The following is a 25,438-nucleotide window of genomic DNA, read 5'->3' on the forward strand; positions in this document are numbered from 1 at the left end:
TTTTGCTCCTCTTTTCGCCAAAAATCGCACCCCTCGCGGGTGCGTGAATTGAAACAGTCATTTTTTTTGCTCCTCTTTTCGCCAAAAATCGCACCCCTCGCGGGTGCGTGAATTGAAACTCGGTGCCGTGAATCTTGCGGTACATGTAGCTATCGCACCCCTCGCGGGTGCGTGAATTGAAACTGATGTGGGGTCTTTCGTGATAGCCGAAACTCATCGCACCCCTCGCGGGTGCGTGAATTGAAACAACGCATACTAATAGATAAAAGGACACACAACATCGCACCCCTCGCGGGTGCGTGAATTGAAACTGTCGGTAAAAAGAAAATGAGCGAATTAAAGGGATCGCACCCCTCGCGGGTGCGTGAATTGAAACCGACCAGGGCTATGAACTCGCCGCAAACGAGGATCGCACCCCTCGCGGGTGCGTGAATTGAAACAAAAATGGGGCGAACCTTGACGGCCTTTACAAATCGCACCCCTCGCGGGTGCGTGAATTGAAACAAGATCGAGCTTGACGAAGGCCGAGACCTCTAATCGCACCCCTCGCGGGTGCGTGAATTGAAACTTGTATGTCCACAAATCACGTTTCTGGAGCAGATCGCACCCCTCGCGGGTGCGTGAATTGAAACACGTCGATAGCCTTGAGGAATGCTGCCTTGAGATCGCACCCCTCGCGGGTGCGTGAATTGAAACCAGTTGTAGGCACGGCGTGCGGCAGCACAGGAATCGCACCCCTCGCGGGTGCGTGAATTGAAACAGCATAAACGGAAATAACCTTTTCAAAATTGGGATCGCACCCCTCGCGGGTGCGTGAATTGAAACTCAACGATTGGCAAAGTGGTGACGAAGTGACCATCGCACCCCTCGCGGGTGCGTGAATTGAAACAGGCATAACGACAGACAGGATCATCATAAACATATCGCACCCCTCGCGGGTGCGTGAATTGAAACTCCCACATCGACGCGGAATCGGCGTGGTAAAGATCGCACCCCTCGCGGGTGCGTGAATTGAAACTCTTTGCTGCTGACAAAGATGACGAACAAACTAATCGCACCCCTCGCGGGTGCGTGAATTGAAACACCCGTGCAATGCTGATCTCGATGATAATCAAATCGCACCCCTCGCGGGTGCGTGAATTGAAACGGTGTTACGCCTGAAGGATACGTCCACCTGTTATCGCACCCCTCGCGGGTGCGTGAATTATTTTCATGCGCCACTAAAGAAAGATAATGATGGACGGCTTTGCCGTCCGTGGCTGCATTCGGTCATATTTGCATACTATCACTTCGCAAATTTTATCCTGGACCATTTCCAGAACTCGCAATGAAACGCGAGGCGAGAGCAGTAGAAGCATTTGCAGGCTCTTTTGCCAAGCCGACGCAATCATTCACTCTGCGCAATGACATACGAAAAGGGGATTCTGACACACAAACATCTCCCTATTGACAAACAAATTTTAATTATATATATTAAATTCCGTTAATACGGAGTCAACATGCTTTTAGAGTTCTTGAAATCAAAATTTGGACCGGGAAAGCCCATTTTTACGGAAGATGCCGAACTACTCGGACTTTCGGCAGGGAATCTACGTCAACAATTCAAGAAACTTGTTGATTCCGGTGAACTTTTCCGTTATGAACCTGGAGTCTATTTTCTGCCGGACCACAAACACGAATATTACCCGATTTCGTCAAATATGGTTGCTGAATACAAGTACATTACCAATGGCGATGAAATCTACGGCTATTATTCGGGCTACACCTTCGCAAATCAACTTGGATTGTGCCTGCAGGTGCCGTATAAAGCCGAAATTGTCACAAATAATACAACAGCCATCGCACGCGAAGTTAAAGTAGGAAACATTCCGTTTTACATACGCCGTGCCAAGGTCGCCGTCACCAAAGAAAACCGCAACGTTCTTCAACTCCTAGATTTGCTAAAGGATGTAGAAGAATACACCGACTACTGCTGTGAAGAGGAAGCTCCCGACATCATTCGCAGGCATATTCTGCGTAACAAAATTCTCCGCGCCGACGTAGATAAATACATCGAAAGCTTTCCCCTAAAAACATACAAGTCTATCTACGATTTGAAGCTTTACGATGTACTTGCATAAAAAAACAACAGAAATGACAAACCCAGACTTGCTCGAAAGCGACAACAAGGGCGAGATCGTGCTTTATCAACCGGAAGGAGAAGTTCGATTGGAAGTGCGTGTTGAAAACGACACCGTGTGGCTTTCGGCAAATCAAATGGCGCGCCTTTTCGACAGAGATGAAAAAACACTTAGAAAGCATATCAACAATGTATTTTTAGAGGAAGTTGAAAAAGAAAACAACACGCATTTTTTGCGTGTTGATGGAGTTAAACAACCTGTAGCTTTTTACAGCCTAGATGTTATCATTTCCGTTGGTTATCGAGTTAAATCTGCAAATGGCATAAAATTCCGTCGCTGGGCAAACCAAGTTCTAAAGGACTACATGCTCAAGGGTTACGTAGTGAACCAGCGAATAATTGAAACAGGGATGCAGATTGCTAATCAGTTTCAAGAACAGCGGCAATTAATCGAAAATCAGGGTGCAGAAATTGTAGAATTAAAAAAATCGACAGAAAAGCGACTTTCGACCATTGAAAAACACATTGATTTCTTCGTTAGGGCCGCCCAAACTCCCACAGGAGGCATCCTTGCGACGGGAACCCGTTTTGACGGACTTGTATTGATCGCTGATTTAGTGAAATCTGCAAAGCGCTCAGTGGTGTTTATTGATCCGTTTGCGACTATCGAAATTTTGAAGTTTGCAGCAATTCGAGCAAAAGGAGTAAACGCAGTTATCTATTCCGCCCATATTACTCCTGAATTTAAAGCAGCCGTCACCTTGCATAATAAGCAATATCCAGGCTTAGATTTAAAAACGATGCGCACTATTCACGATCGATTCTTGCTTGTAGACGATACCGTTTACCACTTTGGGGCGTCATTCAAAGATATGGGCAATGAAATGACGGCGTTCAGCGTATTGAACTTTGTTACGCCCAAAGAAGTTATCGTCAAAATTCAGGAGAGTATGAAGGGAAGGTAAGCCAAGGCTTAACATTCTTTTCTGCAAGTAGCTTTCTACTTTTCCACAACAATCAGTTCCGCGGCACCTTGGCCCGGAAGCGGCTTGAAGATTTTCACGTTCGTCTGGGTGGCAGGGCCACCGAAGGCCTTCATTTCACACACGAACAGGTAATTCGTGCCAGCCACCACCTGCGTCGCGACACTCAGCGGCTTGAGTCCCAGGTAAGCGTAGTCCTTGGTCGCTTCGGCAAACACGGCGGAATCTTCTGCGGCAAGCGGGCGCTGTTCCGAGAACGCCCCCGTAAGAGCTTCTTCGGTCTTGCCGGTTGCAAGGTCCGCAAAGAATCCTTCGACTTCCTTCGTGGCAACCTCGGCGCCATTTTCAGCCGTAATTCGCTTGTTCGAAATTCCATAGGCGAGCGTCACGTTCGCGTTCGGTTCGAGCGTCTTGAGTTCTTCGGCAGACACCTTGCGGCCACCGCTGCCGTAGGTGCAGAACGGCACCACCACCTTTCCGCCCAGGTCGTTGGAATCGAGGAAGGTGTAGATCGGCGGGGCGAATGTTCCGAACATAATCGGGTAGCCCAGATAAACCGTATCGTACTTGGCAAGTTCCGGTTTCGCATTTTCAAGGGCAGGCCACTGCTTGCTTTCGCGCTGAGCCATTACCGCGGCAATCGTACTGTCGTAGGTAGAAGGGTAAGCCGTCACCAGCTTGAGTTCCACGGCATCGGCGTTCTTCGCCTTCGCAAAAATTTCCGCGAGTTTCTTGGTCGCACCGTTCTGCGAATAGTACACCACCACCGACTTGGGTGCCGGAGCAGCCACTTCGGCGGTTTCGGTTTTAGGTGCGGGCTTAGATTCCTGCTCGTTGCAAGCCGTAAGCATTGCAGACAAGCCAAACGCCGACACTGCGGCCAAAGTCAATTTGAAATTGCGAAACATCATCACCTCCATTCTGATAAGTTTATTCCTAATTTAGCAACAACGCCACCTCTTCGCAAGTACGCTCCTACAAACATTTCCCCTACAAAAAACACCTACCGAGCCCTTCGGCTCAGTAGGTTTCATGAGGCGAAAAATATTTGCCGTTCAGCGAAAATTATTCCGCAAAGAGGGCGGTCGAAAGATAACGGTCGCCGGTATCCGGGAGGAGTGCGACAATCGTCTTGCCCTTGTTTTCCGGACGCTTGGCGAGTTCCTTGGCGGCCCAGAGAGCAGCACCAGAAGAAATACCCACGAGCACGCCTTCCTTCTTGCCGATTTCGCGGCCAGCTTCGAAAGCGGCTTCGTTTTCGACAGCGATGACTTCGTCGTAAACCTTGGTGTTCAGGGTTTCAGGAACGAAGCCTGCGCCGATGCCCTGGATCTTGTGGGCGCCCGCAGTACCCTTGGTAAGCACCGGAGAGCTAGCCGGTTCAACAGCGATAACCTTCACGTTCGGATTCTTGGACTTGAGGTATTCACCCACGCCTGTCACCGTACCACCGGTACCGACACCGGCCACAAAAATATCAACTTTACCATCGGTGTCTTCCCAGATTTCAGGACCGGTGGTGGCCTTGTGGGCTGCCGGGTTTGCCGGGTTCACGAACTGACCCGGAATAAAGCTGTTCGGGATTTCCTTGGCGAGTTCATCGGCCTTTTCGATAGCGCCCTTCATGCCCTTGGCGCCTTCGGTCAGCACAAGTTCTGCGCCGTAAGCCTTCATAATCTGGCGGCGTTCCACGCTCATGGTTTCGGGCATCACGATGATGATGCGGTAGCCACGTGCTGCAGCGACAGATGCAAGACCGATACCGGTGTTGCCCGAAGTCGGTTCGATAATCACGGCACCCTTCTTGAGCTTACCGCTCTTTTCTGCTTCGTCAATCATCGCCTTTGCAATACGGTCCTTCACGGAACCGGCGGGGTTGAAGTATTCGAGCTTTCCAAGAATCTTGGCTCCGAGGCCTTCTTCGATATGGGTGAGTTCGAGAAGCGGGGTGTGACCGATAAGCTGGTCGGCAGAGGAATAAATCTTTGACATTTTGAAGTCCTTTTTGTTTTATGGAAAATTAGCTAAATCGTGCGTCAGATAACTTTCCCGTTTTTGTTTGACTCCAAATTAGAAGTTTATCCATACAAAAACAATAGGAAATACAGAAAACCACCCTAATTTTGCTTACATTTTACTTACTAATAGTTTTAAACTATAACTAGATGACGCAGAAAAGCTATAGAAAAGAAAGAAGGCCCTTCGACAAGCTCAGGGACCTTGGTGAAATCCGCTCTGGATCCCGTCGCTGCGCTCCAGGATGACTTTAGTAGTTGCGTCATCCTCGACCAAAGGGAGGTCGGACAGCACTTGGCAAGTGGACGCCTTTGGCGTCCGCAATTTCGGCTCAACCATGCCAGAATGTAAACATTCTGTCGCGGCGTTCGCCTTATATGCTTTTGTTGCCTTAGTGCGCATGGTCCTCGAAGGGGAGAATCCAGGGTGACTTTCTTAATTCACATCACGACTTCTGGGCGTTCGAATCGAGATGGATGCTCGCCTCGGAGCCCGACTGGTCGAGTCTGGTACGTTCGCTGTAAAGCTTTTCGGAAATATGCGTGAACGTCTCGACGATATCCGGGTCGAAATGCTTGCCCGCGCCTTCGGTAATGATCGCCATCGCCTTCTCGTAGGTAAACGGTTTCTTGTACACACGCTCGGCCACCAACGCATCGAACACGTCGGCCACGGCCATGATACGCGCCGAAAGCGGAATTTCTTCGCCCTTGATTCCCGTCGGGTAACCGGAACCGTCCCACTTTTCGTGGTGGTAGTGCGCCATATCAATCGATTCGTTCAGGTAGTTCGCATCGATCGTATTGCCAGCATCTTCCACCATCTTCGTAAGGATCTTCCACCCTTCGGTCGTATGGCTCTTCATAATGGAAAATTCTTCGTCGGTAAGCTTGCCCGGCTTGTTCAGAATCAAGTCGGAAACAGCGATCTTACCAATATCGTGGAGAGGTGCCGCACGCTTTAACTTGTGAACAAATTCATCGGTGAGCACGTCGGCGAACTTGCCTTCTTTCTTGAGCTGTTCGGCAAGCGCTTCCACATAGGCCGCCGTTTTCTTAATGTGATTACCGGTGCTCTTGTCGCGAGCTTCAACGACTTCAGCGAATTCCATAATAATCACTTCCTGCATCTTGCTGATTCGTTCCGCCTGCGCCTGCACTCGAGCAATAAAGTTGTACGTATCAGAGGCCATGGACGAAAGTGAATCGTAAAGGTTTCCGATTTCGTCGAACGAGCGTATCCCAAGGCCCACCACGCGGTCCGCAGCATTACGAATCTTGTCCAGGTTCACCTTTTCGGTATCCATGGTACTTGCAATCATCGTCGTCCCGGAGAACTTCATCGCAGCAAGCGCCATACGGTTCACCGGAATCACGATTCCGCGATTCACCAGTTCAATGACAATACTCATGATGATAATCGAAAGGCCAAAGAAGAGCGAGAGCATCTTGATAAAGAACATCGCTTCGTCCGACTTGATTTCATCCATCGAGATATCGGCCGCCGCATAGGCCACCGTCTTTCCGCTTGCATTCTTCAGCGGCGTATAGACGGTCAGCAACCAGCCAAACTTGTCATCCGAAACTATCGGTTCGATTTCGCCACCGGTAAGCAATGTCGGAAGGTACGGTTCGAACGACGGATCAAACGCTACCACGCTCCCCGGTTCGCTCCCGGGTTCGCCATCGGTATCCAAGTCAAACACCACATGGCAACCGTCCCGTTCAATCTTGTACACATAGAGGTATTTCGTCTGCGGGAAACTCGACCGGATTCCGTACAGCGCTTCTTCGATATCCTTGTACCCTTCGGCACTGTCCCCCACCGTCAGGAACTCATCGATACGGTCCGCATCGACCACGTGCGCCGCCGAATTGGTCACGCCCTTCGCAATAGCGACAAACCTCTTGATGGAGTTGTCACGATACAGGAAAAAGCCGATCGAACTTGCCAGGGCACCCAGCAGCACCTCAGCCACGATCACCATCACCACGACCTTGCGGAGCAGCGAATGTTTCACGTTCTTGTTCGCATCCCTATTGCTAGAATCGCGCAGGAACACCTGATTCAGATGGTTCTTGAGCCGCCTAGAAACAAAGCGGAAAATGAACATAGCAAGCACCACGACAGCGCCCTTGTCGAGCATGTCGATAATGATGTCCGCCAACAGCTGAGACGTAAACTTGCTATAGCCAAACACGTCGTTGAACGCGTGTGCGAACGGGGCCGTAATGCCCTGCCCAAAATTAAGCCCGTACAGGAAATAGGTAAACAGCGAACCGACTCCGCCACCAATCAGGGCGAACGTGAAAATGACGACAAACAGACGCGGAATATTCGTGAAGAAACGCTGATGATAAAAGAAGGTCGCCGCCACGGCAATCATAATGCTAATGACGCCGTAATACATTGTCTCGGGTTCAGAGATGCCGTTGATCGCATTGGAGCAGAATCCGACTATGACCGCCGGAAGGTTTCCGCCGAGCATTGCCGTAATGATCGTACCCGTACAGTCCAGGTAAAGCGGGATACCGAACATGATAGCAAGGCGCGAAGGAATAAGGTTCAACGCCAGACCTACCAGAATGAGAAGCACCGACGAAACCAGCGTCGGATGATTCCTTAGATCAATAAACTTCGTCATAGCACACCCACTTCACGGACTTACTTTACAATTTCCACGACCTTTTTATTGTTGGTGGCCCCCGTCACCACTGATACATCTCTCTTGTGCACTCCAAAATGCTTGGCCAGCAATTCACAGATGGCCTCGTTCGCCGCCCCGTCCACAGGGGGAGCCTTGACTTCCACCTTGTAGCTGCCGTCCGGCAGCTCCACCACGCTTTCGCGCTTGCTCCTCGCATGGACCTTGATATTTACTTTCATAGGGCATTCACCCGATTTAGGCCAGCACGTTCCCCACGGCCGGTTGTGCCGGTTGACGGAGGTCTTCGCGCATACGCTGGTCGTTTTCCATTGCCGAAAGAAGGTCTTCCTGCCCCTTGATAAGAGCACGGCAGCGGATGAAGTAGTTCGTACGGAGCTGCTTCAGCTGTTCGATTTCCATGCGGAGTTCTTCGGCTTCTTTCTTAGTCGTTTCCACCTCGCGGACCGCACGGGCCTTCGCTTCGGCAATAATAATTTCGGCTTCCTTTTCGGCTGTCGCCTTGACCTCGTCAACCGTCCGCTGCATGGTCACCACGGCGTCCTGGATTGTCTTTTCGATCTGGCGGTAGTAATTTACGCGCTCTTCGGCAACCTTAAGCCTTTCGGTCAGGTCGGTCTTGTCCCTGGACATCTGCTCGAAGGCACCAGCGGCCGTTTCTAAGAAGGCCTTGACCTCTTCGGGGTCGATTCCACCAAAATTTTTCTTGTGAAAAGTCTGATTGCGGATATCCAAAGGTGTAAGTTCCATACTAGACCTGCGAAAAAAATGAATTTGAGCGGTTCTTCCTACGAAAAATATAACAACTTCAAATCTTTGCGCACCTCAACACCAAAAAATAAGAATTAAAAAGTGCTAAAAGACATTTACATAATGTCACATTCTACTATATTTCATTTTACAATCGTATGTATAGGGCAGCAAAGTCATTTTGGAAAAAACAAGATACGCTGGAACGCAAGATGTTCTGGTCTTTCTTGCTCGTGGTTACCGTAACCGCGGCTTCTTCTGCAGCCTTTACCGTATTCGAAGGTCTCGGGATCGAAGCATCCCTCTGCAGTATCGGAACGGCTCTCATCTGCGCCATCGTCGCCATTATCGCCGTAAAGACATCGCTCTACAACCAGTGCTACCTAGTGATGTGCTGTATTTTGAGCTGTTTCTTGACCCCGATACTCTTCCTGTTCTGCGGCGGCATCACATGCGGTATGACCCTTTACTGCCTGGCATCCATCATCTTGATATCGTTTGCCTCGCGCGGAAGGCTCAAGACTCTCGCCTTCATCATTTCCATGATCGTCCAGATCGCAACGATCGCGGCTACATGGATTTACCCCGACATGGTGATTGTCACTCTGGACAGGGATGCCTCGTACATCGACTTTCTGTCGTCGCACATCATGGTGGGTCTTGCCATTTTCTCTATCGGTTCGCTTTCTGTCAGGGCCTATTCCCAGGAACGCGAAAAGACGGCGAAGCTCCTTGCCAAGCTGGATTTTCTCTCGATGCACGATTCGTTGACGGAGCTGTACAACCGGCGTTACCTGCTGAACTACCTTGAAAATTTCGTGTGGATGCGTAGAGGCGCCTTCTACCTTGCCATGCTCGACATCGACAATTTTAAACAAATTAACCTCAACTACGGACACGATTTCGGTGACGAAGTCATTTGCACCGTGGGCAAGGCGCTGCAGAAGTACGAAGACGAAATCGCAGGCGAATGCACCGCACGCTATGGCTGCGAAAAGTTCATTTACGTCATCAGCGCGGGTTCCGAAGTAGAGGCTTTCGCCAAGGTCGAGAACTTCCGCAAGACTGTCCGGCAGATTACCTTCGAAAAGCACCCGCAGGTATCCCTTACCATTAGCGGCGGGTTCGTTTCCTGCAACAGCCGTTTCTTTAACGACGTAAAGCAGATGCTTGCAAAAGTAGACGAGCTTCTCACTCACGCAAAGCAACAAGGGAAAAACCAAATCCGCAACATGGCGGATAACTAGTAGACAGTTCGTAGAGTTCAGTAGGCCCTTCGACAAGCTCAGGGACCTTAGAGTCTGTTCTAAATACTATATTTCAGCCATGTTCCTACCTTTACCAGACGACTTTCATGCGCACTTGCGCCAGGGCGACTTGATGCCCGGCTACGTGCGCGACCTCGTGCAACAATTCGGCCGTGCTATCATCATGCCGAACACCATTCCAGCCATGACTTCGGCCAAGGCAATCGCCGAATACAAGGCGCAAATCCTTGACGCGGCAAAGAGCGTACGTTCGGACTTCGTTCCGCTCATGACGTTCAAGCTGAACCCGAACTACACGGAGCAGGACCTCAAGGACATGATGGCCGTAGGAGTCGTCGCGGGCAAGTACTACCCCGCAGGCGTCACCACCAACAGCGCCGACGGCATCAGCGACTTCGAGGCGGTTTTTCCCGTAGTCGCGATGATGGAAAAGCTAGGGCTTACGCTGTGCGTTCACGGCGAAGAACCGGGGCAGTTCTGCCTGGACCGCGAACCGGCATTCATCAAGCGAGTCGAAACGCTCGCCGAAAAGTTTCCGAAACTGAAAATCGTATTCGAGCACCTGAGTTCCGCAAAATCGGTCGAGGCTGTCAAGCGACTCCCGGCGAACGTAGCGGCGACCATCACGGTGCATCACCTGATGATGACGCTCGATGACATCGTCGGGGACGCCCTCAGGCCGCACCATTTCTGCAAGCCGCTCCCGAAGCGGCCTGAAGACCGTGCCGCCATCCGCGAAGCCGCCTTCAGCGGCTCCCCCAAGTTCTTTCTCGGCACGGACTCCGCTCCGCACCAGCTGAGTAAAAAGGAATGTCCGTGCGGAGCGGCGGGCGTCTACAGCGCACCGGTGGCCCTACCGCTTCTGCTTCAGGAATTCGAACGCGCGGGCCATCTCGACAAACTCAGCGACTTTATCGCAGGCTTCGGCGCCGACTTCTACGGACTTCCGCGCACCACGCAGCAGATCGAGGTCGTCAAGGAACCGTGGACCGTTCCAAGCATCGTCAACGGAGTCGTTCCGCTCGCCGCAGGCCAGACACTCGACTGGAAAATCAAGTAAAAACATTTCCCGTCGCCGTTCGTCTCTATATTTTTACATATATTTACTCATAAACAGTAAGAAGGTGTTTTATGGGTTTCAATTTTAGGGGACTCGCATTCAAGCAGTCCATGATGATTCTAGTGGCGTTCACCGTCGTGTTCGGCCTTATTTTCGGCATCATGAGCTACCAGACCCAAAATATGCTCAACAAGATGACGATCGAAAACGGTGAAGAATCCAGCCGCGCGAACGTGAACTACATCGACAAGCTCTTCAATGCAGGCAAGCTCGTCGGTGACGATGTCGCAGCCACCCTCGGCAAGCGCAAGATGACAAAAGCGGAACTGGACGAATTCCTGTTTCAGTCTCTCACGAACGCCCGCAACCTCGTTCCCCAAATCGTGGCAGTCGTACTCGCCTACGAACCCGGCATGGGCCCAGAAACACCCAAGGGCGAATTCATGCGACTCGCCCGCTTTACCGACAACGAAATCAAGCTGATTACTGGCGCCAACTATCAGGACAAGGAATGGTACTATTCTACCAGGGACGGCAAGACCAGTCGCTGGCAGGAACCTTTCATTGGCGAATTCGTTCCCGAACCGATAGCCGTCTACACAGTCCCCATTTTCCGCACAAACGAAAAGGGCGAAGAAGTCCTTGCAGGTGTCCTTGCCGTAGACATGTCCATCGACTTCCTTAAAGAAACCATTACCGAAATTCCCATTTCAAACTCGGGATACGCCATCATCACCTCGGCTAAGAATGTGGCCGTCGCCTACCCCAAGAGCATCGCCCAGGGAAAGCGCAACCGAGAAATCACCGTCAAGGAAATTCGCGGAAAAAGTACCATCGACTTTGATAGACAGAACCGCGACAGCAGCGGACTTTTCCTAGGCACCATCGCCGGTGGCGAAGAATCTGCCGTTTATTATACCACCATCAAGGCCAACAACTGGACCTTCATGGTCGCGTGGCCCATCCAGAAATATCTGGAAGACCAGAGAGGCATGCGCAAGCTTTTCCTGGTGCTCGCGTTCGCCGGCTACGGTGGTATGCTCGTCATCATCTTGCTGATTTCTTTCCGAGTCGCAAAGCCACTCAAGGAGCTTGCCAAGGCAGCACGTAAACTGGGACTCGGAAACTTCAACGTTACCATTCCGCAAATCACCGGACACGACGAGGTTTCCGAATTTGCAGCCGCCTTCTCGAATATGCTGACCGAACTCAAGGACCATATCGAGAAACAGAAGGACATGAAGCGCATCGAGCGCGAACTCGATCTCGCCCGCAACATTCAACATTCCATGCTCCCCAGCAGCGAACACGAAGAAAATTCCGACGACGACCGTCACGAACTTTCACCGTTCCTGCTTCCGGCCAAGGAAGTCGGTGGTGACTTCTACGACTTCTTCAAGATCGACAACGACCATCTTTGCGTCGTGATCGGCGATGTGTCCGGAAAGGGCGTCGCCGCGGCACTTTTCATGATGGTAGCCCGAATCATTCTGCGCACCACGACCAAGAACCTGAAGTCCATTGTCGATGCGTTCAACAAGACGAACTTCGCCCTTGCAAAGCGCAACAAACTGAGCATGTTCGTCACCATCTGGGCGGGCATCATCGACTTGCGCACAGGACACATCGAATTCGCCTCGGCAGGCCATAACCCGCCCGCCGTTCGCCACAAGGACGGCACCGTCGAATTCATACCGAGCAAGTCGGGCATTGTCATGGCCGCCATGGAAGATACCATCTACAAGTTGCAGACCTTCGACCTCAAGACAGGCGACACCCTGTTCCTTTACACCGACGGCGTCACCGAAGCGACCAACCGCAACAACGTCCTGTTCGGCGACAACAGACTTCTCGAAATTCTTAGACAGGGCGGCGAAAAGACCCCTGCCGAAACATGCACCCTTGTCAAAAAAGAAATCGACAACTTTGTACAGGACGTTCCGCAATTCGACGACATCACTATGCTCACCGTCAAGTTCAACGGAAGCGATGAACCCGTCTGGGAGCGTTACGAAAAGACGATCGATGTCAGCGGCAATAACAAGGGTGAGCTGAAGACTTTTGTACAAGACATTCTTACACCAATGGATGGAGCAAAGAAAATGCAAATGCAAGACGCCTGGGACCGCTACGAAAAAATCGTAGACGTCATCCCGGAAAACCAGGATATTCTAACCGCATTCGTCGAGGGAATCCTTGCCCCCATGGAAGGTTCCATGAAGTCGCAGATGCAAATCAACATCGCCATCGATGAAATCTACAGCAACATCGTCAAGTTCTCGGGAGCGACCAAGGTAACCCTGATTGTAGAAATCCGCAAAGCAACGCTTACCGCAAGGCTCACCTTTATCGACGACGGCAAGCCCTACGACCCGATCATGCAGGCAGACCCCGACGTGACGCTCCCCGCCGAAGACCGCGAAATCGGAGGACTCGGAATCTTTATCGTGAAGAAAACGATGGATAGCGTCTGCTACCGTCGAAATGGCGACAAAAACGAACTCGCAATCACCAAGACCCTTTAAAATTTTTAAATTTAGGATAGAGGAAAAAAATATGCAGATTAACAAAATCACAGAAAACGACAAGTTGACGGTTGCCCTCGAAGGCCGCCTGGATACCCTGACTGCCCCGCAACTTGACGCCGAGATTCAAGGCAAGCTCGACGGAGTCAAGTCGCTCGTGTTCGACTTCAAGAAGCTCGAATACATTTCTTCTGCAGGCCTCCGCATTTTGCTCATGGCCCAGAAGGTGATGAACAAGCAGGGCACCATGGTCGTGAAGAACGCCAGCTCCGAGATCAAGGAAATCTTCGAAGTCACCGGATTCTGCGACATCCTGACGGTCGAATAATCTTCACCTATAAAAAAGCTTGGCCCGGCCTTACGACCGGGCTTTTTTCATATACTGTCGAAACTTAGTCTAGCTTTCCCTGATAAAGTTCCAGGAGCTTTCGCGAAAGGAGGCTGGTGTACTTTGCATTAGTTAGCGTGATACGCGCCTTTTCCAGATTGTTTTTCTGAGTCAGAAAATCCGTATAGGTGAGCGCGCCGGCATTCCTTTGTTCCTCGGCGACGGCAAGTGCCTCGCTTTCGGCCTCCACCTGAAGAAGCGCAGCCTTCCACTGCATATCGGCACTGACGGCGTTCAGATAAAGTTTCTCGACACTGTTTTCCAAGGTCTTCAAGTCTTCCCTAAGGCTCACCTGCGACTCGGTCTCGCTGACCTGCGCCTGCAGCACCTTGTTTTCCGTGGCACCGCCGTCAATAATCGGAATGTTGATTCCAAGCGAAATGGAATTCTGCCAGCCGTACTTGAGCTGATCCTTGTAGCCACCCGATTCCCACGCCTGCAACCCGGTGCTGGAATTGGCACCGAGCGTCACGGTAATGGAACTCCCCTTACCCGCCACCTGCGTATTCTTCTGGGCGGCACGCACCGAAATGCTGTCGGACTTGAGTCCGGGATGCGCCTTCTGCACGTCGGACTTAAGTTGTTCGTAAGACGGGAGTGCCTCGAGCGAGTCAGGGCTTTCGATACTCGATTCAGGAGCCGAGATCTGGAAATCGGCATCGCCATCCAGTTCCAGTAGCTGACGAAGGGTCGTCTTCGCCGTACTCACCGAAAGCTGCGCAGAAAGCTGCGACGTCTGCTTCTGCAGCACGTTGGACTGCGACTGCGTAAGGTCCTTCTTGGTAATGCTCCCCGCTTCGAAAAGCTTGCCGTAGTGTTCGAACTCCGCCTGCGCAAGTTCGACCGAGGCATCGGCGGTACGCAGGTTCTCGTTTGCCGCGAGGAGACTCATATAGGCGTTCAGAACACTTTCCTGAACAGAGCGTTCCGTCTGCTGGGTCGCATAGGCGGTCGCTTCTTTCGTAAGCGTCTTGGATTCCACGTTCAGGCTTGTCGCCCCACCATCCCACAGCGTATAGGAACCGGAGATTCCGAGGTTTAGGCGGTAATGGTCTTCGTTATCGACAAAAGGATGGTCAAAGAGCGTATTCTGGATGCTTGCACTCACGGTAGGGCCGCCGCTCGACTTCGCCTGCTTCACGGAAATTTCGGCAGACTGTTCACGGAGCTTCGCGGATTCCAGCTTGAGGCTTGCCTTCTTGGCTTGCTTAAGGCAATCTTCGAGGGTCCAGGAGTCCGCAGCGTAGGCCGCTACGGAACAGGCGAGGAGTCCAAGGAAAATAGCTTGCGTGTTATTCATGCTCTTTAGATGTTTACTTTCGTTTTACGGTTGCAACAAGATAAAAAAAAGACCTCCGGGGTAGGAAGTCTTTTTCGTGGACGGTACTGGATTTGAACCAGTGACCTCTGCCGTGTGAAAGCAGCGCTCTAAACCAACTGAGCTAACCGTCCGAGGTGCAGGCAAATATAGAAAAGAATTTTTCCGTTGTCAAGGGATTTTTAGAAATTACAAATACTTGTCCTCGGCGGCACGGAGAATCGTCAGGAACTCGGCCGGATCCTTGGAGGCGATCAGGTCCCTACGGACACCGCCGTCTGCCAAAAGCCTGCTGACCGACGAAAGCGCCTTAAGGTGCGGCCCTACCGTATTGCCGGGGCTTACAATCAGGATAATCAGGTATACCGGTTCGCCGTCGAACGAGGCAAAATCAAGTCCGCCCTCGATGGTAGCGGCGGCCATGCACATACGGTCCACGCAGTCAATCTTTGCGTGGGGAACAGCGAGTCCACAACCGATACCGGTGGAACGGCTCTGTTCGCGGGTCCATACGGCATCGAAGATTTCGCTACGGTGTTCCAATTTGTAGGCACTGCAGAGCGTATCCACGAGTTCGTTCAGGACTTCTTCCTTGGACGTGCTCTTGGAATTGATCAGAATGCAATTGTCGACAAACCTTTCGGAAAGACGCATGATTACTTCCTTTTGTAAATAACTATATAGATATTTAGCAAAATATTTGCCTTTCGGGCAAAAAATGACCATTTATAACGAAAAAAACATCAAAAATCGCTAAAAGCGGTTCAAAAACGCCAAAATTTCCATCTGGGAATGCAAATTTTCACCCTGTTCGAGAACCCGACGCATCACGGAGACGTCGATCTGCCCAGGAGCCTCGGAATGTCCGATTGCCCCGTAGGTGAGGTTCGCCCCCTCGTTCAACGACCAAAGGCGGCTTACCCTGCCGGTTTCGCCCATACCGAACGCGGCAAACATCTGGAACTTTTTCGAGAACTTCTTTGCGAACTTGTACAGGCGGTCGCAGTCTTCGTTGGAATTGCTCATGGCGGCAATCTTTAGCCCCTGGCCCCCCACGCGCTTGACATCTGCGGCGAAAGTTTCAAGTTCCATGTCACTGGGAATGCGAACAAAGTTGTGTTCCGAGATCAAGAGGCTCACTCCCCTGGGGCGCGCCAAGTCACTCAGCTGCTTGAAATCACACAGGCAGTCCCTTTCCAGGTCGAGCCATTCAGGCACCTGCTTTGCCGAAAGAATCTGCTGCCACAGGTCCAGGCGTTCCACGACGCGGGCATCGGCGAACTTGCCACCGTCGCGCTTTAGGCGGATGGTACCAATCTGCAACTTGTCCTTGACAACATTCCTCACCCTTTCCGAGAGGGCGGGCCACTCCGATTCGTCAAAGAAGTCGTAGCGGATTTCAAGGGCATCACAACAGTCCAGGTCAAGACGCACCGGATGAAAGAGGTCCTTTTCAGCGGCTTCGAGGACATCTGGCCCCACAAGCCCCACGAGGTATTTGCGAGAATCGGAAAGCATGGAATAAATATAGAATTTTCTACATTTGGGCCCGTCAGTTCAAGTATCAAGGAGTATCGAATGTCCTTTATCCAGGAACTTAAGCAAAAAGTGCTCGGCGGGTACGAAATCAACCGCGAAGAAGCCGTTAGACTTTTAAGTGAAAACCTCGACGAACTCTGCGCCGCCGCAAACGAAATCCGCGAAAAATTCCACGGAAACAACTTTGACTTCTGTTCCATCGTGAACGCCCGCAGCGGTCGCTGCTCCGAAAACTGCAAGTACTGCGCCCAGAGCAGCTACTACCACACCGGCGCCCCCGAATACAAACTCCTTAGCGCCGACGAAATCGTCGAAGACGCCAAGAAAAAGGAAGCCGCAGGCATTCCCCGCTACTCCATCGTCACGTCAGGTCGCACACTTTCAAACCGCGATGTCGAACAAATTAGCGACGCAATTCGCCGCCTCAAAAAAGAGACGAAACTTTCCGTGTGCCTTTCGGCAGGGCTTTTGAACAGGGAACAGTTCGACAAGCTGAAAGAAGCGGGACTCACCCGTTTCCACAACAACCTGGAAACCTACCGCAGGCATTTTCCGGACGTGTGCACCACGCACACCTACGACGACAAGATTGGCGCATTGCAGAACGCCCTCGCCGCAGGCCTTGAAATTTGCAGCGGCGGCATCATGGGACTCGGCGAAACCATGGAAGACCGAATCGACATGTGCCTGGACCTCCGCAAACTCGGCGTCAAGTCTACCCCGGTGAACGTGCTGAACGCCATTCCCGGAACTCCGTACGAAAGCCTCCCGAAGCTTACCAATGACGAATTCTGTCGCATCGTGGCGATTTATAGATTCATCAACCCGAAGGCATTTATCCGCCTCGCGGGTGGCCGCGGTGTCTTGGGCGACGACGGCAAGCGAGCCTTCCAGAGCGGCGCAAACGCAGCCATCACCGACGACATGCTCACGACCGCCGGCGTCAACAGTTGCAAGGACTTTGAGCTGGTGAAAGGCCTCGGATTCAAACCGCACGGATTCATTGAATAATTAAAAATGAAAAATTAAGAATGTCATCCTGAGCGTGGTTTGCTTCGACAAAGCTCAGCACAGGCTTAAGCTCACGCTTCGCAAGCTCGCTAACCTTATCAAGGTCCCTGAGCCTGCCGAAGGGCCTAAGTGAACGAAGTCGAAGGATCTCTAGTTGAAGTGGGTAGGGGGTTTTCGGCAAAAACTCCTTTGACAATCGGTATAGAAAAGACGATAATATATTGAATTTTCTAAATTGTACCCGAACAAAAAGGATTATCTATGGCCGATTGCAACGAAAAGAACGAAAAAGCCCCTTCCGAAATCATGAAGAAGGCTGAAGAATACCTTGCCTCCAAGCGCAAAATCTTCTTGTGGGGCGGTGTCGACGACGAAAGCGCCGAACGCATTGTTAAAGAACTTCTGTACCTGGATTCGCTCTCCCACGAAGACATCTATTTCTTCATCAACAGCCCGGGTGGCGTGATTTCCAGCGGCCTTGCCATTTACGACTGCATGAACGCAATCCAGAGCGACGTGGTTACGGTTTGCTGCGGTCAGGCAGCCTCGATGGGCGCCGTACTCTTGACCTCGGGTGCAAAGGGCAAGCGTTACGCCTGGCCGAACGCCCGCATCATGATTCACCAGCCGCTCATTCACGGTGAAATCGTCGCCCCCGCAAGCGATATCCAGATCCAAGCCGAAGAAATGCTCCGTATCCGTAACATCACGGGTAAGATTCTTGCCGAAACGTCTGGACACTCCATGGAAGAAATCGACCGCGACACCGAACGCGACAATTTCATGAGTGCCGAAGAAGCCAAGGCCTACGGTCTGGTCGACAAGGTCGAAAGCATCGTTTAGTTGGCCGCAAAAATAGACGGCCGCCAAATAGGATTACATCATGGGATTTTTTTCTGCCATCAAGAATGGCCTTGCCAAGACCCGCGACGCCCTGATGGGCGAACTCAAGGGAATTGTCGGTGCAGGCAAAATTACGGACGAGACTCTCGAAGATCTCGAAGAACACCTGATCAAGGCGGACGTAGGTGTAGAAGCCGCGTTCCTCTTGACCGATGCCCTTCGTGAACAGGCTCTCGGAAAGTCGCTTACCACCGAGCAGGTTCTCGACATTATGCGTAACGAAGCGGAACGCCTCTTGAAGGATCCGCCGCCGTTTACACTCAAAGGGAAGCCGCACGTGGTGCTCGTTATCGGCGTGAACGGTGCCGGAAAGACGACCACCATCGGTAAACTCGCCGCCCGCCTGAAAGACGAAGGCAAGAAGGTGATGATTGCCGCCTGTGACACGTTCCGTGCAGCAGCTATCGACCAGCTCGAAACCTGGGCCGAACGCAGCGGTGCCGAATTCGTGAAGCACCAGGAAGGTTCCGACCCTGCGGCAGTGGCATTCGACGCCTGCAATGCGGCGGTCGCCCGCGGCTGCGACGTGGTACTGATCGATACCGCCGGACGCCTGCACAATAAAGACTACCTGATGGAAGAACTCAAGAAGATTGTCCGCGTGATCAAGAAGGTAAGTCCGGAGATGCCGCACGATATGTGGCTAGTCATCGACGGCAACACCGGACAGAACACCATCAACCAGACGAAAATCTTCAACCAGAGCTTCCCGCTCACCGGCCTCGTAGTCACCAAGCTCGACGGCACGGCCCGTGGCGGCGCGGTACTTTCGATTGCAAGTTCGCTCCAGATTCCTATCCGCTGGATTGGCATGGGTGAACGCATCGACCAGTTGGTACCTTTCAGCAAGGCCGAATACGTGGAAGGCCTTTTCGAAAACGCCCTGGAAGAAAACGAGCAGTAATCAAGAGTTGTAGATATGTTGAGGGATAGGGATGTCGGAAAAATTTTTTCAGGCCCGCGTGTCATGCCGGACGCCTGTGCTGAGCGAAGTCGAAGCATGATCCGACATCTCCTTGTAGCCGCTTTGTTTTTTAGCGCGCTTTTCGGCATAGGCGGCTGTAGTGGCGAAGTCACTGTCGACCAGAAATTCGTGAACCTTTTCGTAGAACTCCGCATCGTCGAAAACACCTACGGCAAGGATTCCCCGACGGCGCGTCTACTGAGGCATGAAACCTTGAAAGCGGCCGGCTACACGAGCGAAGAATTTCTCGCCAAGACCGATGAAATTCTGAATGACGAACGCCAGTGGGTACCGTTTCAAAAGGCCGTGAACGCGCGCATCGATTCGCTTTTGCAGCAACCCGCCCCCTCACCGGAAAAAGAGGAAGAAAGAAAAGGAAAGGCGCCCACTCCGCCCATCAAAAAGAAACCGCCCCTGATGCCCGCGCATAAAGGGGGTGTTCCCTGATGAAGCGTACCTCATGGTTTTCCGCCCTTCTGCTTTTTATTCTACTTGGCATGGCTCCGACCGTTTTCGCGGCACCCGCCAAGAAGAACGCTGCTCCAGAAAAAAAATCCCTGGTGCACTGGATGGACTACACCCAGGCGCTTGAAAAGGCGAAGTCCGGTCCGAAGCTTATTTTTGTAGACTTGTATGCGGACTGGTGCGTCCCTTGCCGAATCATGGATGCAAACGTCTACAGCGACCCCACCGTCGCGGCCATCCTGAACACCCGCTTTTACGCGGTAAAGCTCGATGCCGATTCGCAGGATTCCATCATGTGCGACGGGCAAAAGAATACGGTGCAACGTTGCTATTTCGATGTGTGGGACCTGCATGCGCTTCCTGCGTTCGTGCTTGTCGCCCCCAAGGGCATGAGCATTCTTACCGTAACCGATTCCATGTCGCCGCAAGAGCTACAATACATGCTGTACCAGTTCCTTGAAAAGGAAAAGGAGTGGATGTCTCGATGAACGAACAATTCTTGTTCTATGTCCAGGTTGTTTTTTGGGCATTGCTTTTTCTGCTAGTACACTGCTACCTGCTTTTCCCGATGACGCTCCCGTTCGTGAGCGAAATTTTCAAGCGTCGCAAGTCCCCCGAAAAAGGCGACGTCGAACTCCCGACGGTCTCGATTCTGATTTCGGCCTATAACGAAGAAGCCGTTATCGAACGCAAGATTCAGAACATCCTGGAGCTGGACTACCCGAAAGAAAAACTCGAAGTGCTCATTGGCGATGACGGCTCGGCCGACAAGACCGCAGAAATCATCGCCCGATATGCCGACCAGGGAATTACGCTCGTCAAGGCTCCGAAAAATGCAGGAAAGGCGGCCATGCTCAACCGTCTGAACACGATTGCCAAAAACGACATTCTGCTTTTCTGCGACGCGAACACGATGTTTTTCCCGAACGTGGTCCGCAAGCTGGTGATTCCGTTCCAGGACAAGAAAATCGGCTGCGCCTGCGGGCACCTGATTCTTTCAGACAAAAGCGGCTCTACGCTTGGCCGCGGCGAAAGTTCCTACTGGGACCTGGAATCCGAAATCAAGAAATTCGAAGGTGTGCTCGACATGCTGATTGGCGGCAACGGTGCCCTCTACGCCATCCGCCGCGAACTGTACACGGAACTGCCGGTAAAGAAGAGCGTGATGGACGACTTCTTCGTAACGACCAAGGTGCTCGAAAAGGGCTACTACTGCACGTTTGTTACAAGCGCAATCGGTACCGAACAGACCTCCAAGGAATCGAGCGGAGAATTCCGCCGCAAGGTGCGTATCGGACGCGCGAACTTCAACTTTCTGTTCTCCTACCTGCCGTTGCTGAACCCGCTGCACCCCATGCTCGCGTACCTGTTCTTCTCGCACAAGATACTTCGCTGGTTCTCGCCGCATATTATGATATTACTCTTTGTCGCAAACGCGCTACTCCTTACGAGCGGACTCTTCTACCAGATTTTCTTTGGCGCCATGACCGTCGCCTTGCTGGTGGCAGCACTCAAGATTGTGCCGAGCGGATACTATTTCCTTTCGATGAACTACGCGATGCTCAAGGGATTTTTCATGGCGTTTAAGCCCGAAAAGAGTGGCGGCTGGGCACGCGAAGCTCGCAGCGACGAGTAGGAATTAAGAATTAAAAATGAAGAATAAAAATGTCATCCTGAGCGGAGTTCACAAAGGTCCCTGAGCGTGCCGAAGGGCCGAAGTGAATGAAGTCGATGGATCTCTAGTAAAATTGGAGCTATATTGTAGGTATGAAAAAATTTCTGACATCCATTCTGTTCGCCCTAGCGTTTGCCGCAGTACCGGCAAGTGCGTTCACCATGGACGTGCAGGGCGGCATCGTCAATCACGTAAGCGAACTCAAGAATTTCAACTTGAACGTGTACGGTCACCTATGGTATCCTATCGACCAGATGCTCTTTTTCGGCATCGGTTCGGGCTACCAGGAACTCGACAACGAAAGCCAGGTTCCCGTTTCAGGGAGCGTCTGGATTCGCCTGCCAATCGGAAGCCGCACCCTCCCGGTCTTTACGGGCGACTGGGGATACCTTATCGGTTCTAGGCACCAGATGTTCTGGCGCGCCGGCGGTGGCTTCGATATCAAGAACGGTGACTACTCCTCGATTATGCTCATGGGCGGCTACCAGTTCCTCGACAAAGAAGGAAAAGGATTCGCCTACGTGCAGGCGGGAATCCTGCTCGAAATCTAGCCGATTTCATTTCTCACTTTTTCAATATGCTCTGATGTCAATGAGCATATTTTTTTTATGTTTTCTGTTCCATTTCCCTCAAAAAATATACATTATAGATGTATACAACCATTTATAGGATCTTATGGCTTTCATTCGCGCAATTTTCTACTACTTGAGCATCGCCGTGTGCATTTTTATCATCGGTCTCCCCTACATGTTCTATAGGGGCGTCCTGTGTCACCGTTGGTCCGACAGCACTCGCATCTGCATTCCGTTCTTCAACACATTATTCAAGTTGGTCGGCATCAAGGTCAAAATCGAAGGCAAGGAAAACATTCCCGACCACAAGAAATTTGTCATTGTCGCAAATCACCAGAGCTTTTTGGACATCAACGTCATCTGGCCTTCCATCACGATCACCTCGTTCATCGCGAAGGCGGAACTCTGGAACATTCCCGTGTTCGGCTGGATTCTCAACAAAATCGGCTGCATTCCTGTTCACAGGAATCCGCGCAAGAACCTGGGCATGGGCACGACCGTGAAAAAGCGCCTTGAAAACAACATCACCATTTCGGTGTTCCCCGAAGGGCACCGCAGCGCCGACGGACACATGCTCCCGTTCCAGAACGGCATTTTCCGCATGGCAAAAGAAAACGGATTCCCGCTCTTGCCGGTAACGATTGTCGATAGCGGCAAGCGACTCGCCAAGACCAAGTGGGCGCAGACTCCGGGCGTGGTAAAGATTGTCGTCCACCCGTTGCAGACACCCGAAAGTTTCAGCGACAAGTCCGCCACACAATTGCGAGACGAAGTCCGCAACATGATTGAATCCGCACTGCCCTACAGGCAAGCAGAAAAGGAGGCTTAAGATGGCTCAGCATTTACCTAGCGAAGAACAGATTATTGCCATTTTGCGCGACGAACCGATGGTCGGTAGCCGCCTGCGCAGTGCCCTTGGCCTCCCTAAAAAGCAGAAGATGGCTTTCAAGCAGATGCTCGCCGACATGGTGGACCGCGGGCTATTGAAGCGTACCAGCCACAAGGAATACCAGCTGGGCGATGGCGAAACTGTCGAAGAAAAGCGCGAGAAACGCGTGAAGAAGATTGCGGAGCAGTACCCCGAAGACAACCGCCGTCCGGGTGCCCGTAGCCGTAGGCAAAACGACAAGCAGAACGAGACCCGCGTGAAGCGCGGTATTCTGCACCAGACGGGCGAAGAAGAATGGGAAGTGCACGAACTCGAAACCGGAAAGGTGTACGAGATGTGCCACCGCAGGCAGGCGCCGGGCAAGGAAGGCGAAACCATCAGCTTTACGCTGTACCCGCACCCGAAACTCAAGCATAGCTATTTGGCCAAGGTAGACCGCAGCGCCGAAGCGCTGAACATCAGCTGGGACGAAGTCAAGACGAAGTTCATGGAAGACGCGAACTTACCCAAAGACTTCAGCCCCGCCATCAAGAAGTATGTGGACAGCGTCAAGGAACCGTGCGGCAAGGATTTCAAGGGCCGCGTAGATTACAGGCAACTCACGATTCTCTGTATCGACCCCGATGGCGCCATGGACCATGACGACGCCATTAGCGTGGAACGCACCCCCAAGGGTGGCTACAGGCTGGGCGTGCATATCGCCGACGTGAGCTACTACGTGCCGGAAGGTTCCGAGCTCGACGAAGAAGCTTTGGAACGCAGCTACACGCAGTACCTGCCATGGACCGCCGTGCCGATGCTCCCGGAAAAACTTTCGAGCAACGTGTGCAGCTTGCACCAGGGTGTGGACCGCTGCGCATTCACCTGCATGATGGAACTCGATAAGCACGCGAACGTGCTCAGCTGGGATTTCCACCGCAGTATCGTGAAGATCACCAAGTCCATTACCTACGAGCAAGCGATGGAAATGATGAAAAACGGCGACGACGACATCAAGGCGCTCGCCGAGGTGACGGCGCTTTTGAAGCAGAACCGCACCAAGGACGGCCTGCTGGAATTCCAGAGCACCGAATTCGGCTGCAAGTTCAATGAGAAGGGCGAACCGGAAAAGATTTACCCGCGCGTAACCGACGAATCGAATTCGTGGGTGGAAGAATGCATGCTCATTGCAAACAACTGCTGCGCGAAGGAACTCAAGAAGCGAAAGCTCCAGGGCATTTACCGTATCCATGAAGCGCCGGATACCAAGGACATCATGGAACTGTACTACATGTACCCGGACCTGTTCAAGGATTCTCCGGTGATGTTGCGCGACCTGGGCAAGCCCCGCAGCGGCGACACGAACCTGAACCCGACGGCATTCAAGCTGTACGAACACTTGGTGAAGCGTGCCGCGGGCGACGAGACTTTGACCAACCGCATTCTGCGCAGCATGCAGAAGGCACATTACGACAGCAACAGCTTTGGCCACTTCGCCTTGAACTGGCAGGACTACGCACACTTCACCAGCCCGATTCGCCGTTACGCCGACTTGTGGTGTCACCGTGAACTTGCGCGCAAGGGTGCCGAAATTAACGCCGAGCGCAAGAACAGCGTGATTGAAGTCTGCGACTTGATTTCGGCAAATGAAGTCAAGAACCAGAAGACCGAACGCATCGCCATCAAGGTGTGCAGCTGCTGGATTTTGAAGAGTCACATTGGCGATGACTTCGAAGCTACGGTTTCGGGCATCGAGGAATGGGGCATCTACGTTTCTATCGCCGACCCGATTGCCGAAGGCCTGGTGCGTTTCCGCGATATCGCCGGTGACGACTTCTACGTATTCAACCCGGATCAGGGACTCGCCTTCGGCAAGAAGAGCGGGCGTACGTTCCGCCGCGGCGACAAGGTGCTGGTGCGCCTTTTGAGGGTGGACCCTCTGCGCGGTCAGGCGGACTTCAGCATTATCGAAAAACTCAGCAGCGAACCGAAGAAGCGCCGCCGTCAGGGAGAAGATGACCACCGCAACCGCGACGTTCGTGAACGCGCTGACCGCGCCGCCGCAGCGGAAGCCCTCGGTTACGTGAGCCAACCCGACGACTTTGACGATAATTTCGATGACGGCGTTCCGGAATTCGTTTCGGCTCACAGCCACATGAACCGTGGTGGTCGCGGAAAATCTCGCGGCGGCAGGTTTGATTCTGACGCCCCGAGCTTCGAGCGCCGCAGTTCTCGCAGAGGCGGACGCAACGACCGCAGCGACGACCGCGAAGGATTCCACGTGGCAAGCAAGCCGCGTAAGGGCGGCTCCCGCAAGGGCGCTGGCCGCAGCCAACGGAGAAGGTAAAC

Annotated in this window: 23 protein-coding genes, 1 tRNA gene and 1 CRISPR repeat array; of the genes, 15 read left to right on the forward strand and 9 right to left on the reverse strand. The window is 52.3% G+C overall.

Features of this window, described 5'->3' with window-relative positions; all coding sequences use genetic code 11:
* The first annotated feature begins 23 nt into the window (after positions 1-23).
* Positions 24-1,211: direct repeats of the CRISPR family, unit length 32 nt; unit sequence ATCGCACCCCTCGCGGGTGCGTGAATTGAAAC.
* 288 nt (positions 1,212-1,499) lie between these two features.
* Together Q0W37_RS01295 and rhuM are read left to right on the forward strand one after the other, a co-directional pair.
* Positions 1,500-2,120 (forward strand): DUF6088 family protein, encoded by a 621-nt coding sequence (locus Q0W37_RS01295; protein WP_297698012.1) that lies wholly within the window; start codon positions 1,500-1,502, stop codon positions 2,118-2,120.
* Complete coding sequence (gene rhuM, locus Q0W37_RS01300) at positions 2,107-3,084, forward strand: RhuM family protein (RefSeq protein WP_297698014.1); 978 nt, start codon at positions 2,107-2,109, stop codon at positions 3,082-3,084. The genes Q0W37_RS01295 and rhuM overlap by 14 nt, the downstream gene beginning before the upstream one ends.
* 35 nt (positions 3,085-3,119) lie before the next feature.
* On the opposite strand, the gene Q0W37_RS01305 is transcribed toward rhuM, so the two are convergent.
* The 5 genes from Q0W37_RS01305 to Q0W37_RS01325 form a co-directional block, all read right to left on the reverse strand.
* Positions 3,120-4,013 (reverse strand): flavodoxin, encoded by an 894-nt coding sequence (locus Q0W37_RS01305; RefSeq protein ID WP_297698015.1) that lies wholly within the window; start codon positions 4,011-4,013, stop codon positions 3,120-3,122.
* A gap of 154 nt (positions 4,014-4,167) precedes the next feature.
* Positions 4,168-5,094 (reverse strand): cysteine synthase A, encoded by a 927-nt coding sequence (gene cysK / locus Q0W37_RS01310; RefSeq protein ID WP_297698017.1) that lies wholly within the window; start codon positions 5,092-5,094, stop codon positions 4,168-4,170.
* 469 nt (positions 5,095-5,563) lie between these two features.
* Positions 5,564-7,762: an HD-GYP domain-containing protein gene (locus tag Q0W37_RS01315; RefSeq protein WP_297698019.1), complete on the reverse strand. Its 2,199-nt coding sequence runs from the start codon at positions 7,760-7,762 to the stop codon at positions 5,564-5,566.
* A 20-nt stretch (positions 7,763-7,782) separates the two neighbouring features.
* Complete coding sequence (locus tag Q0W37_RS01320; protein ID WP_297698020.1) at positions 7,783-8,004, reverse strand: DUF167 domain-containing protein; 222 nt, start codon at positions 8,002-8,004, stop codon at positions 7,783-7,785.
* Between the two features lie 16 nt (positions 8,005-8,020).
* Positions 8,021-8,533: a DivIVA domain-containing protein gene (locus Q0W37_RS01325; protein ID WP_297698022.1), complete on the reverse strand. Its 513-nt coding sequence runs from the start codon at positions 8,531-8,533 to the stop codon at positions 8,021-8,023.
* A gap of 158 nt (positions 8,534-8,691) precedes the next feature.
* Here Q0W37_RS01325 and Q0W37_RS01330 point away from each other — a divergent pair, with 158 nt between their 5' ends.
* From Q0W37_RS01330 to Q0W37_RS01345, 4 genes are all read left to right on the forward strand, one after another.
* Complete coding sequence (locus Q0W37_RS01330) at positions 8,692-9,780, forward strand: GGDEF domain-containing protein (protein WP_297698023.1); 1,089 nt, start codon at positions 8,692-8,694, stop codon at positions 9,778-9,780.
* Positions 9,781-9,859: 79 nt separating this feature from the next.
* The gene (gene pyrC, locus Q0W37_RS01335) at positions 9,860-10,861 is read left to right on the forward strand and encodes a dihydroorotase (protein ID WP_297698025.1); all 1,002 of its coding nucleotides are present in this window, start codon (positions 9,860-9,862) and stop codon (positions 10,859-10,861) included.
* A gap of 71 nt (positions 10,862-10,932) precedes the next feature.
* On the forward strand, positions 10,933-13,386 hold the full coding sequence (locus Q0W37_RS01340) for a SpoIIE family protein phosphatase (protein ID WP_297698027.1): 2,454 nt from the start codon (positions 10,933-10,935) through the stop codon (positions 13,384-13,386).
* Between the two features lie 31 nt (positions 13,387-13,417).
* Positions 13,418-13,714 carry an STAS domain-containing protein gene (locus Q0W37_RS01345; RefSeq protein ID WP_297698029.1) on the forward strand — a complete coding sequence of 99 codons (297 nt, stop codon included), beginning with the start codon at positions 13,418-13,420 and terminating at the stop codon, positions 13,712-13,714.
* A 64-nt stretch (positions 13,715-13,778) separates the two neighbouring features.
* On the opposite strand, the gene Q0W37_RS01350 is transcribed toward Q0W37_RS01345, so the two are convergent.
* The 4 genes from Q0W37_RS01350 to Q0W37_RS01365 all read right to left on the reverse strand — a co-directional run bounded on the left by Q0W37_RS01350 (position 13,779) and on the right by Q0W37_RS01365 (position 16,610).
* The gene (locus Q0W37_RS01350) at positions 13,779-15,074 is read right to left on the reverse strand and encodes a TolC family protein (protein WP_297698031.1); all 1,296 of its coding nucleotides are present in this window, start codon (positions 15,072-15,074) and stop codon (positions 13,779-13,781) included.
* A gap of 77 nt (positions 15,075-15,151) precedes the next feature.
* Positions 15,152-15,226 (reverse strand) — tRNA-Val (locus Q0W37_RS01355).
* A gap of 55 nt (positions 15,227-15,281) precedes the next feature.
* Positions 15,282-15,746, reverse strand: a complete 465-nt coding sequence (locus Q0W37_RS01360; RefSeq protein ID WP_297698033.1) for a PTS sugar transporter subunit IIA — start codon at positions 15,744-15,746, stop codon at positions 15,282-15,284.
* Positions 15,747-15,845: 99 nt separating this feature from the next.
* Positions 15,846-16,610 carry a type I 3-dehydroquinate dehydratase gene (locus tag Q0W37_RS01365; RefSeq protein WP_297698035.1) on the reverse strand — a complete coding sequence of 255 codons (765 nt, stop codon included), beginning with the start codon at positions 16,608-16,610 and terminating at the stop codon, positions 15,846-15,848.
* Between the two features lie 60 nt (positions 16,611-16,670).
* Between Q0W37_RS01365 and bioB the strand changes: the two genes are divergently transcribed.
* The 9 genes from bioB (at position 16,671) to Q0W37_RS01410 (ending at position 25,436) form a co-directional block, all read left to right on the forward strand.
* Positions 16,671-17,642, forward strand: a complete 972-nt coding sequence (bioB, locus tag Q0W37_RS01370) for a biotin synthase BioB (protein WP_297698037.1) — start codon at positions 16,671-16,673, stop codon at positions 17,640-17,642.
* 261 nt (positions 17,643-17,903) lie between these two features.
* Positions 17,904-18,485: an ATP-dependent Clp protease proteolytic subunit gene (locus Q0W37_RS01375; protein WP_297698038.1), complete on the forward strand. Its 582-nt coding sequence runs from the start codon at positions 17,904-17,906 to the stop codon at positions 18,483-18,485.
* A 40-nt stretch (positions 18,486-18,525) separates the two neighbouring features.
* Entirely contained in the window at positions 18,526-19,449 is a 924-nt protein-coding gene (gene ftsY, locus Q0W37_RS01380) for a signal recognition particle-docking protein FtsY (protein WP_297698040.1), read from the forward strand.
* Positions 19,450-19,545: 96 nt separating this feature from the next.
* A complete protein-coding gene (locus Q0W37_RS01385; RefSeq protein ID WP_297698042.1) occupies positions 19,546-19,956 on the forward strand; it encodes a hypothetical protein in 411 nt (136 codons plus the stop codon).
* On the forward strand, positions 19,956-20,462 hold the full coding sequence (locus Q0W37_RS01390) for a DUF255 domain-containing protein (protein ID WP_297698045.1): 507 nt from the start codon (positions 19,956-19,958) through the stop codon (positions 20,460-20,462). The genes Q0W37_RS01385 and Q0W37_RS01390 overlap by 1 nt, the downstream gene beginning before the upstream one ends.
* Positions 20,459-21,610, forward strand: a complete 1,152-nt coding sequence (locus Q0W37_RS01395) for a glycosyltransferase family 2 protein (RefSeq protein ID WP_297698047.1) — start codon at positions 20,459-20,461, stop codon at positions 21,608-21,610. Before Q0W37_RS01390 ends, Q0W37_RS01395 begins: the two co-directional genes overlap by 4 nt.
* A 131-nt stretch (positions 21,611-21,741) precedes the next feature.
* Positions 21,742-22,200, forward strand: a complete 459-nt coding sequence (locus Q0W37_RS01400; protein ID WP_297698049.1) for a hypothetical protein — start codon at positions 21,742-21,744, stop codon at positions 22,198-22,200.
* A gap of 124 nt (positions 22,201-22,324) precedes the next feature.
* Positions 22,325-23,050 carry a 1-acyl-sn-glycerol-3-phosphate acyltransferase gene (locus Q0W37_RS01405; RefSeq protein ID WP_297698051.1) on the forward strand — a complete coding sequence of 242 codons (726 nt, stop codon included), beginning with the start codon at positions 22,325-22,327 and terminating at the stop codon, positions 23,048-23,050.
* Between the two features lies 1 nt (position 23,051).
* Positions 23,052-25,436, forward strand: a complete 2,385-nt coding sequence (locus Q0W37_RS01410; protein WP_297698053.1) for an RNB domain-containing ribonuclease — start codon at positions 23,052-23,054, stop codon at positions 25,434-25,436.
* Positions 25,437-25,438 lie beyond the last annotated feature (2 nt).

This window comes from uncultured Fibrobacter sp. (assembly GCF_947166265.1).
In the GTDB taxonomy this organism is placed as follows: domain Bacteria; phylum Fibrobacterota; class Fibrobacteria; order Fibrobacterales; family Fibrobacteraceae; genus Fibrobacter.

Excerpts from the sequence above, each read along its gene's own strand:
- Q0W37_RS01360 (WP_297698033.1), bottom strand. The coding sequence starts at position 15,746 with ATGCGTCTTTCCGAAAGGTTTGTCGACAATTGCATTCTGATCAATTCC.
- cysK (WP_297698017.1), bottom strand. The coding sequence starts at position 5,094 with ATGTCAAAGATTTATTCCTCTGCCGACCAGCTTATCGGTCACACCCCG.
- ftsY (WP_297698040.1), top strand. The coding sequence starts at position 18,526 with ATGGGATTTTTTTCTGCCATCAAGAATGGCCTTGCCAAGACCCGCGAC.
- Q0W37_RS01340 (WP_297698027.1), top strand. The coding sequence starts at position 10,933 with ATGGGTTTCAATTTTAGGGGACTCGCATTCAAGCAGTCCATGATGATT.
- Q0W37_RS01395 (WP_297698047.1), top strand. The coding sequence starts at position 20,459 with ATGAACGAACAATTCTTGTTCTATGTCCAGGTTGTTTTTTGGGCATTG.
- Q0W37_RS01320 (WP_297698020.1), bottom strand. The coding sequence starts at position 8,004 with ATGAAAGTAAATATCAAGGTCCATGCGAGGAGCAAGCGCGAAAGCGTG.
- rhuM (WP_297698014.1), top strand. The coding sequence starts at position 2,107 with ATGTACTTGCATAAAAAAACAACAGAAATGACAAACCCAGACTTGCTC.
- Q0W37_RS01410 (WP_297698053.1), top strand. The coding sequence starts at position 23,052 with ATGGCTCAGCATTTACCTAGCGAAGAACAGATTATTGCCATTTTGCGC.
- Q0W37_RS01325 (WP_297698022.1), bottom strand. The coding sequence starts at position 8,533 with ATGGAACTTACACCTTTGGATATCCGCAATCAGACTTTTCACAAGAAA.
- Q0W37_RS01365 (WP_297698035.1), bottom strand. The coding sequence starts at position 16,610 with ATGCTTTCCGATTCTCGCAAATACCTCGTGGGGCTTGTGGGGCCAGAT.
- pyrC (WP_297698025.1), top strand. The coding sequence starts at position 9,860 with ATGTTCCTACCTTTACCAGACGACTTTCATGCGCACTTGCGCCAGGGC.
- Q0W37_RS01350 (WP_297698031.1), bottom strand. The coding sequence starts at position 15,074 with ATGAATAACACGCAAGCTATTTTCCTTGGACTCCTCGCCTGTTCCGTA.
- Q0W37_RS01375 (WP_297698038.1), top strand. The coding sequence starts at position 17,904 with ATGGCCGATTGCAACGAAAAGAACGAAAAAGCCCCTTCCGAAATCATG.
- Q0W37_RS01295 (WP_297698012.1), top strand. The coding sequence starts at position 1,500 with ATGCTTTTAGAGTTCTTGAAATCAAAATTTGGACCGGGAAAGCCCATT.
- Q0W37_RS01345 (WP_297698029.1), top strand. The coding sequence starts at position 13,418 with ATGCAGATTAACAAAATCACAGAAAACGACAAGTTGACGGTTGCCCTC.
- Q0W37_RS01330 (WP_297698023.1), top strand. The coding sequence starts at position 8,692 with ATGTATAGGGCAGCAAAGTCATTTTGGAAAAAACAAGATACGCTGGAA.
- Q0W37_RS01405 (WP_297698051.1), top strand. The coding sequence starts at position 22,325 with ATGGCTTTCATTCGCGCAATTTTCTACTACTTGAGCATCGCCGTGTGC.
- Q0W37_RS01385 (WP_297698042.1), top strand. The coding sequence starts at position 19,546 with ATGATCCGACATCTCCTTGTAGCCGCTTTGTTTTTTAGCGCGCTTTTC.
- Q0W37_RS01305 (WP_297698015.1), bottom strand. The coding sequence starts at position 4,013 with ATGATGTTTCGCAATTTCAAATTGACTTTGGCCGCAGTGTCGGCGTTT.
- Q0W37_RS01390 (WP_297698045.1), top strand. The coding sequence starts at position 19,956 with ATGAAGCGTACCTCATGGTTTTCCGCCCTTCTGCTTTTTATTCTACTT.
- Q0W37_RS01400 (WP_297698049.1), top strand. The coding sequence starts at position 21,742 with ATGAAAAAATTTCTGACATCCATTCTGTTCGCCCTAGCGTTTGCCGCA.
- bioB (WP_297698037.1), top strand. The coding sequence starts at position 16,671 with ATGTCCTTTATCCAGGAACTTAAGCAAAAAGTGCTCGGCGGGTACGAA.
- Q0W37_RS01315 (WP_297698019.1), bottom strand. The coding sequence starts at position 7,762 with ATGACGAAGTTTATTGATCTAAGGAATCATCCGACGCTGGTTTCGTCG.